Here is a 15,986-nt window from a genome sequence, read left to right as displayed (position 1 = left end):
CAGTGAAATGGATTGGTAGTGATGATCCGACCTTAATTAATGATGAGCGTTTTGCGCCAGCGGGTGTATTGGCCCCTAAATCAAAGGCGGACTTTGCTTTTGTGCTGCATGCATTAAATTACTTATCGAGTAAGGGCCGCGCCGCTATTGTTTGCTTCCCTGGAATATTCTATCGCGGCGGTGCTGAACAAAAGATCCGTCAGTATTTGGTAGATAACAACTATGTAGAGACGGTGATTGGTCTTGCTCCCAACTTATTCTTTGGAACCAGTATATCGGTTAATATCTTAGTGCTATCCAAGCACAAAACAGAGGGTAAGACGCAGTTTATTGATGCCAGTAAGCTGTTTAAATCAGAGACCAATACCAATGTGTTAACCGATGCGCATATTGAGCAGATCATGACGTTGTTTGATACTAAAGAAGATACGGATTATTTATCTGCCAGTGTTGATAACAGCGCCATTGCTAAAAATGACTATAACTTATCGGTAAGTGCTTACGTAGAAGCGGAAGATACAAGAGAGGTTATTGATATTAAAACTTTAAATATCGAGCTTAAAACGACAGTTGCTAAGATTGATAAGTTGCGTGCTGATATCGATAAAATCGTTGCGGAGATTGAGGCATGAGTCACTTAGGTTACATAGAGAAGCTACTTGATGGGGTTGAGGTTGAGTGGAAGTTGCTTTGGCAGGTTACTATCTGGGATAAAAAATTTAATGCTGTTGAAAGAGATAAGCAACCTAGGGTTATAAAATACCATTATTTTCTTGCAAAAGATTTGAAGTCATTGGCTATAGAAAACGGTAACGTTAAGCTTTTAACTACAAATTTATCAAATCTTTGGACAAGTGAAGAGCTTGCGGGTGAAAAGGTAAGTGAAGGTGAAGTGATAGCAATTCCTTGGGGTGGCAATCCGGTAGTTCAGTATTATAAGGGTAAGTTTTTAACCACTGATAACCGTATTGCTACATCAGCTGACACAGACTTGCTTAATAATAAATTTCTTTATTATTATCTATTAAGTCAAATTGATTTAATATCCTCATTCTACAGAGGATCTGGTATTAAACATCCCAGTATGTATGATGTTCTTCATATATCTATCCCGATTCCACCTATTCACATCCAAACAGAAATCGTCCGAATTTTAGACACATTTACCGAACTTACAGCAGAACTTACAGCAGAACTTACAGCACGTCAGCAGCAGTATGCGTACTATCGTGATGAGTTACTGACGTTTGAAGAGGGAGAGGTTGAGTGGAAAACGTTAGGTGATATTGCAGAGAATCTTGATTCGAAGCGTAAACCCATATCTAGTAGTTTAAGAGAGCCAGGCGATATTCCATATTACGGAGCATCGGGCATTGTAGACTATGTTAAAGATTATATTTTTGATGGTGATTACTTATTAGTTTCTGAAGATGGGGCAAACTTAGTAGCGAGAAGCACGCCGATAGCCTTCAGTATTAGCGGCAAGAATTGGGTTAATAATCATGCACACGTACTTAAGTTTGAAACCTATGCGGAAAGGAAATACGTTGAATATTTTTTGAATAGCATTGATTTAACTCCGTATATCTCAGGTGCAGCGCAACCAAAATTAAATCAAAAGAATTTAAATAGTATCAAGATACCTAATCCTTCTCTGGAAGAAAAAGAGCGCATCGTTTCTATTCTCGATAAATTCGACGCCTTAACCACATCGCTGACCGAAGGCCTGCCGCGTGAAATAGAGCTACGTCAGCAGCAATATGAATATTACCGTGACCTGCTGTTAAGCTTCCCCAAGCCTGAGGTAGAATCTCATGACTGACCAAACAAAAACCATTGCTGAATCGAATAATTTTATCGTTTTAAATAAATATACCAAGTGCGATCAGCCTGATGGGGGGTATCAGACTGAAGACGATCTAGAGCGTGAACTACTTAAAGACTTACAAAACCAGGGATATGAGTTTGTCCCTGGTTTAAATTCACCTGAAACCATGCTGGCCAACGTACGTGTACAGCTGCAGACCTTAAATGAGGTGCAGTTTACAGATGCTGAGTGGCAGCGTTTTGTTATGGAATATCTTGATAATCCTAGTGATAACATCACGGACAAAGCTCGAAAGATTCATGATGATCATATCTATGATTTTACCTTTGATGATGGGCACCTGCAGAACATTGCCCTGCTGGACAAAAAAAACATCCCACGTAACAAAGTACAGGTCATTAAGCAGTTTGCTCAAAAGGGCACACAAGCCAATCGCTACGATGTGACTATTTTGGTCAATGGCTTGCCGCTTGTGCAAATTGAGCTTAAAAAACGTGGTATCGCCATTCGCGAAGCATTTAACCAAGTACATCGTTATAGCAAAGAAAGCTTTAACTCCGATAACTCCTTATATAAATATCTACAGCTGTTTGTGATCTCAAATGGCACCGATACCCGCTACTTTGCCAATACCACCAAACGCAATAAAAACAGCTTTGATTTCACCATGAACTGGGCGCGATCAGATAACACCCTAATCAAAGATCTAAAAGATTTTACCGCGACCTTCTTTCAAAAAAATACCCTATTAAACGTGCTGATGCATTACACCGTCTTTGATGTGAGTAATACCTCATTAGTGATGCGTCCGTATCAGATCGCTGCTACTGAGCGCATCTTATGGAAAATAAACAGTGCCTATCAATCCAAAAAGTGGAGCACTCTTGAGAGTGGCGGCTATATTTGGCATACCACAGGCTCAGGTAAGACCTTAACCAGTTTTAAAGCTGCCCGATTAGCAACATCGCTGCCTTTTGTTGATAAGGTGTTTTTTGTGGTTGATCGTAAAGATCTTGATTATCAAACCATGAAAGAGTACCAGCGCTTCTCCCCTGATAGCGTTAATGGCTCCGACAGTACCGCAGGACTCAAGCGCAACCTTGAAAAAGACGATAATAAAATTGTTGTCACCACCATTCAAAAGCTAAACAACCTAATCAAAGGTGAGGCTGATTTACCCATTTATAATAAACAAGTGGTGTTTATCTTTGATGAGGCACACCGTAGCCAGTTTGGTGAAGCACAAAAGAACTTAAAAAAGAAGTTTAAAAAGTACTACCAGTTTGGTTTTACAGGCACCCCTATCTTCCCAGAGAACGCTTTAGGTGCAGAGACGACTGCCAGTGTCTTTGGCCATGAGCTGCATTCATACGTTATCACTGATGCCATTCGTGATGAGAAGGTCTTGAAGTTTAAGGTGGACTACAATGATGTACGCCCGCAGTTTCAAGCCATTGAAAGCGAGCAAGATGAGAAGAAACTCACAGCTGCTGAAAATAAGCAGCTGTTATTACACCCTGATCGTATTGAAGAGATCTCAAAGTACGTTTTAAAAAGCTTTAGGCAAAAAACCCATCGCTTAAAAGGAAGTGGTAAAGGCTTTAATGCCATGTTTGCTGTTAGTAGTGTGGACGCGGCAAAGGCTTACTATGAAGTCTTGAGTCAGCTACAAAAGGACAGCGAGAGGCCCTTAAAGATTGCCACTATCTTTTCTTATGCTGCCAATGAAGAACAAGACGCAATCGGTGACATTGCTGACGAAGGCTTTGAGCCTACCGCCATGAATAGCAGTGCCAAAGAGTTTTTAAGCCGTGCTATTAATGATTACAACGAGATGTTTAAAACCAATTACGGCGTAGATAGTAAGTCTTTTCAAAATTACTACCGTGATCTTGCAGGACGCGTTATTAAGCAGGATGTGGACTTACTGATTGTTGTCGGTATGTTCCTGACAGGTTTTGATGCGCCAACCTTAAACACGCTCTATGTTGATAAAAACCTACGCTATCACGGTCTGATGCAAGCGTTCTCAAGGACTAACCGCATTTATGATGCCACTAAGACCTTTGGTAACATCGTGACGTTTCGTGACTTAGAGCAAGCGACCATTGATGCCATCACCTTATTTGGGGATAGAAACACTAAGAACGTCGTGTTAGAAAAAAGTTATAGGGAGTACCTAGAAGGCTTTACTGATATTGCGACAGGCAAAGCACGACGTGGCTATTTGGAGGTTATTAAGGAGCTACAGCAACGCTTTCCTAACCCTGATGAGATCGTCAAAGAGGCGGACAAAAAGGACTTTGCTAAGTTATTTGGTGAGTACCTACGTGTCGAGAACATCTTACAAAACTATGATGAGTTTGCGAGCCTAAAAGCGCTTCAAAGCATAGATATTACTGATGATGAGGCAGTTGAGGTATTTAAAGCTGAGCATTATTTGACGGATGAAGATCTTGCTGCCATGCAAAGCATCGATGTACCTGCTGAACGAGAAGTACAAGACTATCGATCAACGTATAACGACATACGTGATTGGCTGCGCCGTGAGAAAGCCGCCAAGGATCAAAGCGAGTCCTCGCTTGATTGGGATGAAGTGGTTTTTGAGATAGATTTGCTCAAATCACAAGAGATCAATCTAGACTATATCCTTGAGTTGATTTTTGAGCATAATAAAAACACCAAAGATAAAACTGCCTTGGTTGAAGAAGTACGCCGAGTGATTCGAGCAAGCCTTGGTAATCGTGCTAAAGAAAGCCTGGTAGTAGATTTCATCAATAAAACCAACCTAGATAATATCCCTGATAAATCTAGCATCATTGAGGCCTTCTTTAGCTTTGCTCAAATAGAGCAGCAGCGTGAGGCGCAAGATATGATTGCTGCTGAAAATCTTAATGAAGAGGCGGCTAAGCGTTATATAACGGCATCTTTAAAGCGTGAATACGCCAGTGAGAATGGTACGGAGCTAAATGAGGTCCTACCTAAGCTAAGTCCTCTTAATCCGCAGTACCTAACCAAAAAGCAAAGCGTTTTTCAGAAAATATCGGCTTTTGTTGAGAAGTTTAAAGGTGTGGGTGGAAAGGTGTGATCGATGATGGTGAGTGCTCTAGATGCTGCGCAACTAAAATACCCAAGTTAAACTTTACAGGTTTGACGGCAGGGATTAATCTGACCCCTGCCGTCAATTTCATCCACTCAAGCGAGCCCATCCCGAATTCTGTGTAACTGCTTATTCTCCGGTTAGTGGATTATAAGCAGTTACACAGTTTTTAAGAAAGGCTAGACTACTTGGGCATTAACTCTCAACAACCATTGGATTTGTTCTCGTTTATAAGGGCGACACGAATACTAAGAATAAGTGTATCAAGCGCTTCAGGGTTAGACTCTGCCATCTTAATGATGAGGGAATCAAGCTTACGAGTGCGGTCTAATTCCACACCAAATTTTCCTAATTGCTTATCTTTAGTAATTCCACCGCTTGTAGTGGTGATATAAATATTTGCGTAGCCATCCGGTTTCTTTGGTAAGCTATTATCCTGTATGTCGTAGTTAGCCATGTTGGACTTTCTCATTAATTAAGTTAAAGAATACAATCTGCCGCTTCCTAGCGGTCGCAAAACTGAACCGCCCTAACTATATATCTATAGCACTTTAGACTCAGATTACTATACTATGAAAATAAATCACCTTTTGTTTCAGACGAAACCTCTTGATAGCAATCTAGTAATAATTTATTAACTTTTCCATATTCATCTTTATGCATCAGACGTATAATTTTCTTATCATTGACAATCTTAATTCCTAGATTAGCTTTTATTTTTTCAAAGCTTTCATTTAATAAAAAAATATTAGCTTCTATTTTATTTACTCTATTATTGATATCTTTCCTTGATTGGTTTAAGACTATTAAATACCTGTCATACCTTAAAATAGATTTCGAGGCATGCATACTCCCACCTGTCAGGTCTGACTGAACTAAAACGACACCAGCTGATAAGCCAGCTTGGATGCGATCTCTTTCTACAAATTGAGACCTATGAGCTTTATTATCATATGGGTATTCAGAAATTAATAAGCCATCAGTTGATAGAACCTCATTAACAAGCTCTACATTCTCAGCTGGATATATTTTATTAAGATGGTTTCCATAAACAACTATAGTATTCCCACTATTTTTTATACAGCTGCTATGCGCAATAGTATCTACACCAAGAGCGAGTCCGCTTACTATCACCCAGTCTTTTTCAGTAAACCATTTAGTTACACGATCACAGATTACTTTTCCATCCTCACTGGGCTCACGAGTACCGATAATAGCAATACTTGGTTTATTTAACAGTTCCATATTGCCCCGGCAATATAAAAATGCTGGAGCATCCTTGGTTTTAGATAACAACTTAGGGTAAGCTTCATCCTGTTGGGAAATGATAAAATCATCAGCCTCCTCAGCAATAGATACCATTTTATCAGCCCAACTAATATACTCTTTAGATATTTTAGTTGAGGTTACTCTAGGAATGACTCCAAAATATTTAGAAGCTAAGTCTTGTAAGGGCAAATCCCAATCTGAAATTTGATTGGCAATGGTATTGAGACTAGCTTTTCCCACGAAAGGGATTTTAGATATTACCAATAACTTATATGTCTTTTCAGATATCATTTAATCAACTAGCCTTTTCAGTATGTGAACATTTATTTTCTGGACTTCTGAATCCTGAACACCCTAAGAAGACACTTCCATCTCTACTATTAGCACGCTTAAACATAGGGCGTCCGCATTTTGGACAGTCCTTCTCCTTTATATCTTCTGTAAAATGATCTAAATACTTACCATTCTCAGACTTCTTTGGGCAGTACCAGAACTGGCCACCTGTCTTCTTATTTGTTTGTATCCTAAGTTTAGTTCGGCATTTAGGACAAGATTTATCTTCAGGCAGACTAACTGTTTTAGCTATACATAACCCATATACTTGGTTTGCACCATAAGAGTATAAAGTTTTTATAGCGCTGGATAGAGTAGCACCAGAAGTACTCACATCATCAATAACTATAATATTTGCACCTTTTATTTTAGAGCTTTGCTGATGGGTTACCTTGAGAGTTTTATCGATTTGTACATATCTTTCAGAGCGATTCAATGTCTTAGTCGAAGAAGTACCATCCTCAAAATAAAAAAGATCTTCAAGAAATAAGCTGTCTGATGTACTCCATGTCAGTTCTATATTAGATAGCATCTTTTCTAAACGCTTAACCTTATCTTTTTTTGCTGGAACGACTGTAATGATATCGAAATTTATGTTTTTAAATTTTTCAAGGTTTTTTATAAACTCTCTGAAAATCACCATCCAGTAAGAAGGTACTTGATAGCTAGACCCAGCATCAATTTTCTCTAAGACATGCTGTGTTAAAAGATGGTTTTTATGAATACTTGCTGACGCTTCAGAGCTTAATGGAAAATACCTTCCAAAGCTAAAAATGGATGCATCTTTATTGTGGTAAACTAGTTTGGAGTCTTGATCAAGTGGTAACACATTGGGCTTACCAGCTCCTTTGCCTGAATTCGTAGCCAAAACCTCTGCTAATAATTCAAGTTCACCTACCCCTTTCATTACCATATCGACTAAGTCAGTAATTGAAAAAACGCCAGCAGGCATATATGAAATAGGTTCTTTACTAATAGTCCACTTCCCAATAATAGGCTTAATTCCTGCTCTATAAGCAGCAATTACATCGTTTTTATCATCACCAACATATAGAATGTTTTGTGAGCTTTTTAGCCCCATTTTCTCTAGTGCCAATGTTATCCCTTTCGAACTCGGCTTCTTATTATCAGGACCGACATCATCATAGGAAATAACTGCATCAAAATGATTTGGAATAATGAAATGATCTAATAAGCGATTTATGTACCAACGCGGCGAATTAGTTACAATAGCTAAAGGTATTTGATTATGGCAAAGGTGATTAAATAGATACTCTATACCATCAAACAACTTAAGCTCTTGTTCTCTCAAGTGCTTTTCTAAGCCCTTTTCATCACGTGTAGTTCTAAACCTTTCCAAACAATCTGTTGGCGCTATAGTGTTATCGAAATCAAAAATAACTGCTATTAGTTCATTAGAATTATTATTCAAAATTTTTAATCCCTATAAAAATTACTTTTAATTATATTTAGCAGCGGTTTTTCCGTTTCAATCTTCAAACTCTACTGCTTCACAATAAACGCACCAACCAAATGGTAGTTTTTCTACTGGTGTAGCAGTTGTCAACAAATGGCAAACCCATATATAGGCCCAGTTATTTTTATTCGTCATAATATTGTCTACCTTCATTTAATTGATAAACACTCTTTACTTTCAACTAGCATCGTAGCATTAAAGTCTTATTTGGACTCAAGTGTTGCATAAAGAGCCAGCTAAAACATTCTGAACAGACCTCTTGCAAAGTATACCCCAAGGGAACTAGTTATTTTGCCCTTCTAATCTATTAACAGACTACTTAAAACAGACTGTTAACATGGAACCATCTATAACAGACTTTTGAATTATAGGGCTGGTTGCTGTGCTTTTCTTCTATCAATAGACTATACCTAAAAAATAAAACCTCTAAACGATACTCTATCTATCATTAGACTTATTTCTATTATTAAATGATATTAATATCATGATATTATCAATGGACATTAATTTATAAGTCTAAATAATATAGGTGGCGTTATGACCGTTCGTATTTATGTGAGAGCCAGCACTAAGGATCAAGACGCTAAGAGAGCCTTGTCTGACTTGATTAGCTTTAGCCAAAGCTATAACGATAACCTTGTTGAGTACGTTGAGCATTTCAGTGGTACAAAGCTCGATAGGCCAGTATTAGCTAAGCTATTAAAGGACGCTGATCAAGGCGATATTCTGCTGGTTGAAAGCGTGGACAGATTAAGCAGGCTATCTCAAGATGATTTTGCAATTCTAAAGCAGCGCATCAAAGACAAGGGCTTGCGATTGGTGGTGGCTGATCTACCAACTACGCATACGGTAAGTAAAGGCATGACAGGTGAGATCCTAACAGTGATTAACCATATGCTGATCGACTTATTAGCAACGATGGCAAAGCTTGATAACGATAAGCGTAGAGAGCGTATTAAGCAGGGGTTGGCGAACAGTGGTTATAAGCCCACTGGTAAGAAGCCTAATACAACGAAACACAATCGTATTAAAGAATTAGCCAGTCAAAACAATATGACGAAAGAGGAGATTGCTAAGGCGGTTGGTGTTGGGGTGGCTACGGTCTATCGGGTGTTAAAGCAGGGCTAACAGCTGAATAGTTGAGGTATTTTAAATAACAGTTTGTCTTTTTTATAGACACGATACTCTCGTCGCTTAAACTGTAGTAAAACAGGCATTTATCATGCCCTAAAGCGCCTAGGCATCAGTCAAAAAAAAGACCTTAGAGCATCCAAAAGCCTGTCCGATCAAAAGAGCGATATACCACAGTAAGCTTAATAGCTTTAGGCAGCAAGGCTATCCCATCGTTTATATATACGCGCGCGGCTTTGAGCACGAGACCATTCGCTCTCATGGTTATGCACCGATTGGTAAGCCTTGTATCGATAGCTACAACTGGCAAGGTAAAAAGCGAACCAACGTTATCGGTGCTCTCTATGAAAAGATGCTGTTTGCACTAGATTACTTTAAGCACAACATTAACTGACCCCTGCCGTCGAATCCGTATACATAAACTTGGGAGATTTTAATTACGCAGCCTGACGATAATAATCAAACCACACCTGTCTTGGCGATTTATAGCTCAAGCCCTTTTGAATCCTAGTCTGGTTGTAATATAGCTCGATGTATCTAATGATATCGGTAATGGCGGCAAATCTAGTTTTATAATCCTTATGATATACCAACTCATTCTTCAATATGCCCCAGAAGCTTTCTATTGGAGCATTGTCGAAGCAATTACCTTTAGCGCTCATTGAGCCTGTAAATTGATGCTGCTTAATGGTCTTGTGGTAGGCGTGACTGCAATACTGACTGCCTCTGTCAGAGTGAACGATTAGCCCTTTGTTTGGACGTTTATTCCTGATGGCCATGTTCAATGCGCGACAGACCAAATCTGCGGTCATGCGTTTGTTGATCGCATAGCCGACCAGCTCTTTGGTATATAAGTCTTTGACTCCCGCTAAATACAACCAGCCCTCATGTGTCCAGATATAAGTAATATCGCTTACCCATGCTTGGTTAGGGCGACTGGTGTCAAACTTCTGATCGAGCACGTTTGGATAGACCAGTTTGTTATGATCGGAGTCAGTGGTGACTTTAAAGCGCTTATGACGACGACATTTAATGCCGTGTTCCTCTTTGATGCTTCTTACCATATATAGGCTAATGTCATGCCCTTGCTCGCTTAGATGAGCATGCAGTCGATCTGCGCCATAACGTTCTTTCGTTTCATTGTGAGCGGCTTTAACCAGTAACTCGCACTGATTACGATGTACCTGCTGACAGCTGATATGACGACCTAGCCAGTCATAGTAGCTTGAGGGTTTAACCTGTAGTACGCGGCACATGCTACTAATGCTAAAGACTTGCTGGTTGTCTTTGATAAAGGCGTACCTGACTAACTGTTTCTCGCGAAGTACGCCGTCGCCTTTTTTAGTATTTCGCGTTCCTCTTCAGCCACTTTGAGCTGCCGCTTGAGCTGCTTTATTTCTTGAAGAGCACTCATAAGGTCAGGATCGTATTGCTCTGTGCCGACAAGCTTGCCTTGATTGGCTTTGTTATGCCAATTTGATAGCGTTTGCATGGCAATGCCAAGCTGCTTTGCAGTCGCTGAAATATTGCCATTATTATCTGCTATCTTCTTGACAGCTTCAGCTTTAAATTCGTTACTGTAGGTTCTTAATTTCTTGGTCATGGTAAACTCCTATAATTGTGCTTAGTTTACCAAGTTTAGTTGTACGGTTTCTTCAGCATAGCTCACAGAGCGCCTTGCTGCCGTATTGCCGCAAGCCAATTGGGTAAATGGCTCCCCTACCTTTAAAATACTATCGATGAAAAAACAATGGGGCAGCTGCTCCACTCAAGGCAACTTAGTCCTCAATCCGCATTTGGTTAAATCCCCCAAAGAATGTATCGACTACGTGATCTTGCATGAGCTGTGTCATATTGCTGAATACAATCACAGTGACCGATTCTGGCGACTGCTCACTCAGGTCATGCCTCATTGGAGAGAAGTTAAGACGCAGCTCGATAGCATGGCTGAGCTTTATTTGAATGAGTAATAGCTTTGAAAATGTCTACCAATAATTGTTATTAGAACTTCAGTAATTCACGTGAATAGTTACAGTATCTGTATAGGTATCTGGCTTAAAATCAGCACTCGGAACAGTAACGTATACATTATTTAATTGTTCTGCTCCGCTACCAGTTCCGGTTACGCCGTTGGTCAGGGTATCAATAGTACTACCGTTATTGCCCCATTTTTTACCATTAGTGCCAACAGCCGAACGCAGTTGATACGGCACCTTATCAGTATTACCTCCAGTTCCGTTCAAAAAACCTCCACCATTTGTGTTGCCAATGGGATTAGGAGTCTTTGGAGCCAAGCCAATATTATAAGGAGTAGTTTTTGTGCAGGTCACACCAATTTTACCATTACTAGAAAGATTTTTTTCGCCCGCTGGCTCACTGCCCAAACTAATAACGCCGGGATTAGCAGTAATTTTACATTCTTTAAGTACATTGGCTTGGACTGTGAACGGGAATTCGTTTGGTTTTAGTCCCTTACTTGAGCAATTAGGGGTAAGGTTAAACAAACTGCTGATGTCAACTGCCATTGCAGTACTACCAGCAACGAAATTATTAGTATAATTTCCGGGTGTGGCACTAATGTTATTATATCCAGAAGATAAAGAGATTTGAATAGGTACATTGAATGAGGTAGTTGTTCCTCCAGGGACGTTTACGACTGTTTTGTATTCCGAACCACCAGTATAGTTTCGGCTACCCCAAATAGTATTATTAGGCAATTTCATTGTAAATGCTAAACTAGGAGTGGGAGTAGTATTTTTCATGTAACGTGGAAAAACATCGGTTTGATCATAATCACCACCATCAACAGCAAGACAGATAGATACGTTCCTTGAAAACACGTAAGTATTTCTACAATCGTATTTCAAGGTTGCAGTAATAGATTCATTATCAGCATTAGCTAGTGTAATGTCACCTAGATTAACGGAAGCCATCATTGCTGTACAATTAACTGCTGCTTGAGCATTACTTGTGGGTAATAGAAACGCCAAAGGAACTAAGTAAAGGCCAAAATGCCATTGAAAGATTTTCATCATTTTACCTTCTGACAAGTGAGTGGACCAATGAGTGGAATATCATCACCCTGCTTCTGATAATCAAAGCTAACAGTGCAGATATCACCAGAAGTTGTACTTATTTCTAAGATATTATGCTCATCCAGTGTATCTAAGTATACTTCACCATCAAACCCAACTACTGCTGCTGGCGTATTCTTTTTGCTGATTAAGCGTGCTTGGCTGCCTAACGGTATAAACTCATCTTTGCTGTCTTTTAAAATAACAGAGGCAGAGCGCGCTTCTGTAATGTCAAATGCCACCAAAGTACCAGCGCGGTCAGACGGTGTAGCGTCAAGAGCCACTTTGTCTATACGCAGGTCAGCGGGTAAGTCCATGGGATCAATACCAATCTTGTTCTCTTGATAAGCATTCAGCGGTGATATCAGCAATAGACCACGCTTATTAGTGGTACCAATGACATTGTTCTGTAGCAACACAGGTACATCGGCGACGCCATCAGTGGATACTACGGCAAAGCCATCGTTAATTTGGCGTGCGGCAAATAAACCACCACCCATCATAACTAGAGAGCCTGTGCCACTAGCAAAGGTAGAATGATTGCCATCGTAACTACTGACGCCTGCTTGTACCTGACCATAACGCCCAAGATAATTCAGTTCTGCTAATCCACCACTGCTAGTATTATCATTTATGCCGTTATCGATACTGTGCCTAGCCTGTGCTCGCCATCCGATACCACCTACGCTCGGAGCTGACTGTGATACATCAGCCACAAAATCATTACGATTGTCAGTATGCTGGAGACTGCTATTGAGCGAAATATTACGATCTAGCGAGAATGAGGCACCGATTGTGGCACTGTTATTAGCAGAATTATTAAGGTCGTGGTTGTAGCTAGCATTTAGGCTGAGGCGTTGCCCCAAAGATTTGCTCCAGTAGGCGCTAGCAAATTTTGCAGTATCCTCTTCAGCATAGTCCACTTCGTTATAACTTACTCCAAAACTACCTAGAGATTGGGTACTATAACCTGTTGAAAATTGATTGCTTTGACGTATGGGCGTTGATCCGTATTGGGTTGCCACATCACGGTAATGACCACTGGTACCTAAAGTGTTGAGACCGACATTAAAGCGATTGTTACTCCATGAGTAGCTGGCACTATATTGTGATCCGCCTTTCCCTTGGCTTTCACTGCCTGCTAATGATGCAAACAAGACACCACCTTGTCCTCCTAACACCCATGTGCCGCCAATCCCTGCATTAGCAAGATCCTTGGTCGCTTCGGCATGGGTCTCAGCGGTGAATCGGTTATTTACCCCATAACGCCAAGTGCCACTAGCAGCGATATCGCTGCCGTAATCGAAAGATTTTATACCATAGTTTTCACGGACAGCACCAAGCTCTACTGACCAATCAGAAAGACCTGGCTGTAATAATCGATGAGTATCATAAAGCGAGAAATTAACGGTAGAGCTTTGACCTAATGCATCGGTCAATACAAGCTGAGCATTCCCTGCTCCACTGATGCTAGGGGCTGTATTTATCTCAAAAGGGCCAGCAGGCACGTCGCCGCTATATTGCTTTAGACCATTGACATAGAGCTCTACTGCAGAAGGTAGAGTAGCAGAACCAAAGAATGATGGCAGTGGAGTGGTCGTCATATAAGGTTGCAAATCAAAATTGCTACCAATCTGCAGACCACCTAAACGCGTAGACCGCGTCCATGACAGTGCACCTGTAAGTATGTCACCAGCACGAACCGTAATCAGCTTGTCAGGAAATGACTGGCTCCAGCTGGTATCGAGACGCACGGTGCGACTGTCCCAATCACGCTTGTTATCATTATTATTAGAAAATCGGTTACCCGTAGTCAGTGCGGTCGAGCTTAATACGCCATGAGCGTTAAAGGCACGTACCTCTGTATAAGCGCTTAGATTGGTTGTGCTATTCTCTGTTTGTGAGCCATAGAGGTTATAATTTAATAATACCCCAGGTGAAGAGCTGGCCTGAGTGCGTCGGCTATCCAAAGTATTTAATATGGTAGTATTTAGATTTAGGGTGTTTAAGGGGGCTACAATATTCACAGATTGCATGCGTGCGTTATAGTCCACCTTGATATTGGCGAAACTATTTAACGGTACTGGATCTGTAGTACCTGGTGGCACTATAAAACCTAGTTGCTGCAATACTGCAATACTCGCCCATAATTCGCCATCACGATAATCAAAGTGAGCTAAGCCAGCGCTAGCTCCGTTGAGGGTAACGTCTAAATATAAATCAAGACCACGAGCACTAGCCGTGTCGTCATTTAAGTCGAGTTGGGCAAGTCTGGCATCAGTAATATTGACATGGGTAGATGTAGCAGGAGGAGCGTCATTTAGTGCGGCGGCATGACTGACAGAGATTACTACACTCTGCATTAAAAGTACTTTAGCGAGTGGTACCGTCCAATGTGATGTTTTGTGTAGTCTGAGTTCCATTAATCATTACCTTGAATTTACCGCCTGTCGTCAGTGCGGAGCGCGGTATTTTCAGCGTCCAGTTCATGGTGGCGCCTGGCAAAACATACCCTAGCAAACCCTGATGTATATTAATATTATTACCAGCAGTATCTATAATGCCCAGATCAGCCAATTGCGCATGACCATTTCCGCTATTGCTGACGCGTAAATTCATCTGCTTACCGTCTGGTTGCAGGCTATAGCTCCATTGCAGCTTGGGACTGGTTTCAGTAATCCCAACAGGCTTCACAAATACAGGTAGTGAATAGCTCAGCGCAAACTGTAAACCAGTCTTTTGCTCAACAGATTTTATAGGTAGCTCATCAATTGATAGTCGATAGCTATTTTCTACGGCACCAACGCCACTTGGTGGAGCAGATGCACGAATAATCCGGATAAGTTGTTTTTCACCCGGTTGCAGTTTAATCATTGGCGGACTGGCCAATAATCCTCGTGATGCGGTGAGCTGATCGCCTTTTTCATCCTGAGACCATTGGTACACACGCACTTGCGCATGTACCTCATTGTCACCAGTATTACTCAGCGTCAGTCCACTGGCATTTTCTTTGGCTTGTAAACTTAGGGAAATGGGAGAGACCTGAAGGCCGCTCGCCATTGCTGTACCACTATATAGCAGCAGGCCAGATAAAATACTGTGTGTCGCAACACGGCGTAGCCAGAGACTTAACATAAATACTAGTAAGTTACATTTACAGTAACGGTATCATCATAAGTACCAGGAACAACGTCGGTAGAAGTTGTAGTCGTAGCATATACAGTATGAGTATTATCAGCAGTCACACCATTACCGGTAGCAGCAAGAGTATTTGTATCAACAATATCACCCCAAGGTGTACCATCTGCACCAGCGGTTTGAGTCAACACATAACCTATAGCAGTTCCAGGTCCTGTTAAAGTCCCAGTACCGTCAGTCTCGTTTGTGCTTGATGTCAAACCAACGTTATAAGGTGTACCAGAGCTACACGCTACGACGATTGTATTGTTACCTGTTTTCACTGATCCATCATTAACGGTACCAAGATCGATGTCTGAAGCATTACCTGCTGTAATATTACAAGTTGCTAGAACGTTTAGAGTGACCTTAAAATTTTTAGGCGTTGCAGTTGCAGCATTTGCAGAAAAAGCAGTTAAAGAACCAACAGCAAATAGTGCAGCAGTCATTAGGGATTTATTAAATTGCATGGTAATACTCCAGTTATCTTACAACAATTGATATATAAGTGATATATTATAAAAAAAACAACATTTTTCTACTAGGGTGTGTATAGAATTCAAATCAGGGGCAACCAGATAAAGACACAAGCGAGCA

13 protein-coding genes and 2 pseudogenes are annotated in these 15,986 nt (G+C 40.7%); 6 read left to right on the top strand and 9 right to left on the bottom strand.

Annotated elements, in window-relative coordinates:
• The 3 genes from EI164_RS09400 to EI164_RS09390 form a co-directional block, all read left to right on the top strand.
• Positions 1–632, top strand: a 632-nt coding sequence (locus EI164_RS09400) for an N-6 DNA methylase (RefSeq protein WP_192519705.1), incomplete at its 5' end; no start/stop codon positions are given.
• Positions 629–1,822, top strand: a complete 1,194-nt coding sequence (locus tag EI164_RS09395; RefSeq protein ID WP_192519704.1) for a restriction endonuclease subunit S — start codon at positions 629–631, stop codon at positions 1,820–1,822. The genes EI164_RS09400 and EI164_RS09395, both read left to right, overlap by 4 nt.
• Positions 1,815–4,916 (top strand): HsdR family type I site-specific deoxyribonuclease, encoded by a 3,102-nt coding sequence (locus EI164_RS09390; protein WP_192519703.1) that lies wholly within the window; start codon positions 1,815–1,817, stop codon positions 4,914–4,916. The genes EI164_RS09395 and EI164_RS09390 overlap by 8 nt, the downstream gene beginning before the upstream one ends.
• A 214-nt stretch (positions 4,917–5,130) precedes the next feature.
• Here the strand turns inward: EI164_RS09390 and EI164_RS09385 are convergent, their stop codons facing one another.
• From EI164_RS09385 to EI164_RS17295, 4 genes are all read right to left on the bottom strand, one after another.
• Positions 5,131–5,385 carry a hypothetical protein gene (locus tag EI164_RS09385; protein ID WP_192519702.1) on the bottom strand — a complete coding sequence of 85 codons (255 nt, stop codon included), beginning with the start codon at positions 5,383–5,385 and terminating at the stop codon, positions 5,131–5,133.
• A 113-nt stretch (positions 5,386–5,498) separates the two neighbouring features.
• Entirely contained in the window at positions 5,499–6,488 is a 990-nt protein-coding gene (locus tag EI164_RS09380; RefSeq protein ID WP_192519701.1) for a DNA-processing protein DprA, read from the bottom strand.
• 4 nt (positions 6,489–6,492) lie between these two features.
• A complete protein-coding gene (locus EI164_RS09375; RefSeq protein WP_192519700.1) occupies positions 6,493–7,962 on the bottom strand; it encodes an HAD-IA family hydrolase in 1,470 nt (489 codons plus the stop codon).
• 57 nt (positions 7,963–8,019) lie between these two features.
• The gene (locus EI164_RS17295) at positions 8,020–8,142 is read right to left on the bottom strand and encodes a hypothetical protein (RefSeq protein WP_263972661.1); all 123 of its coding nucleotides are present in this window, start codon (positions 8,140–8,142) and stop codon (positions 8,020–8,022) included.
• Positions 8,143–8,544: 402 nt separating this feature from the next.
• Between EI164_RS17295 and EI164_RS09370 the strand changes: the two genes are divergently transcribed.
• Positions 8,545–9,135 (top strand): recombinase family protein, encoded by a 591-nt coding sequence (locus EI164_RS09370; protein WP_068406590.1) that lies wholly within the window; start codon positions 8,545–8,547, stop codon positions 9,133–9,135.
• Between the two features lie 57 nt (positions 9,136–9,192).
• A pseudogene (locus EI164_RS17015) lies at positions 9,193–9,318 on the top strand (transposase); the annotation flags it as partial.
• A 257-nt stretch (positions 9,319–9,575) separates the two neighbouring features.
• On the opposite strand, the gene EI164_RS09365 reads toward EI164_RS17015, so the two are convergent.
• Positions 9,576–10,741 (bottom strand): IS3 family transposase gene (locus EI164_RS09365; RefSeq protein WP_192519699.1). Its coding sequence is split into 2 segments (ribosomal slippage): positions 9,576–10,483 and positions 10,483–10,741, totalling 1,167 coding nucleotides; the frame shifts between segments, so codons are not numbered across the junction.
• A gap of 79 nt (positions 10,742–10,820) precedes the next feature.
• Between EI164_RS09365 and EI164_RS09360 the strand changes: the two are divergent.
• A pseudogene (locus EI164_RS09360) lies at positions 10,821–11,108 on the top strand (M48 family metallopeptidase); the annotation flags it as partial.
• Positions 11,109–11,147: 39 nt separating this feature from the next.
• Here EI164_RS09360 and EI164_RS09355 read toward each other — a convergent pair.
• Genes EI164_RS09355 through EI164_RS09340 form a run of 4 tightly spaced genes read right to left on the bottom strand, consistent with a single transcriptional unit; the run spans position 11,148 to position 15,859 of the window.
• Complete coding sequence (locus EI164_RS09355; protein WP_192519698.1) at positions 11,148–12,188, bottom strand: spore coat protein U domain-containing protein; 1,041 nt, start codon at positions 12,186–12,188, stop codon at positions 11,148–11,150.
• Positions 12,170–14,575 carry a fimbria/pilus outer membrane usher protein gene (locus EI164_RS09350; RefSeq protein ID WP_225739207.1) on the bottom strand — a complete coding sequence of 802 codons (2,406 nt, stop codon included), beginning with the start codon at positions 14,573–14,575 and terminating at the stop codon, positions 12,170–12,172. The genes EI164_RS09355 and EI164_RS09350 overlap by 19 nt, the downstream gene beginning before the upstream one ends.
• 10 nt (positions 14,576–14,585) lie before the next feature.
• Entirely contained in the window at positions 14,586–15,347 is a 762-nt protein-coding gene (locus EI164_RS09345; RefSeq protein ID WP_192519696.1) for a molecular chaperone, read from the bottom strand.
• 5 nt (positions 15,348–15,352) lie between these two features.
• On the bottom strand, positions 15,353–15,859 hold the full coding sequence (locus EI164_RS09340; RefSeq protein WP_225739206.1) for a spore coat protein U domain-containing protein: 507 nt from the start codon (positions 15,857–15,859) through the stop codon (positions 15,353–15,355).
• Positions 15,860–15,986: the final 127 nt, after the last annotated feature.

It is taken from the genome of Psychrobacter sp. FME13 (assembly GCF_014861395.1).
Lineage (GTDB): Bacteria > Pseudomonadota > Gammaproteobacteria > Pseudomonadales > Moraxellaceae > Psychrobacter.
This window is presented reverse-complemented; position numbering and strand designations above follow the sequence as displayed.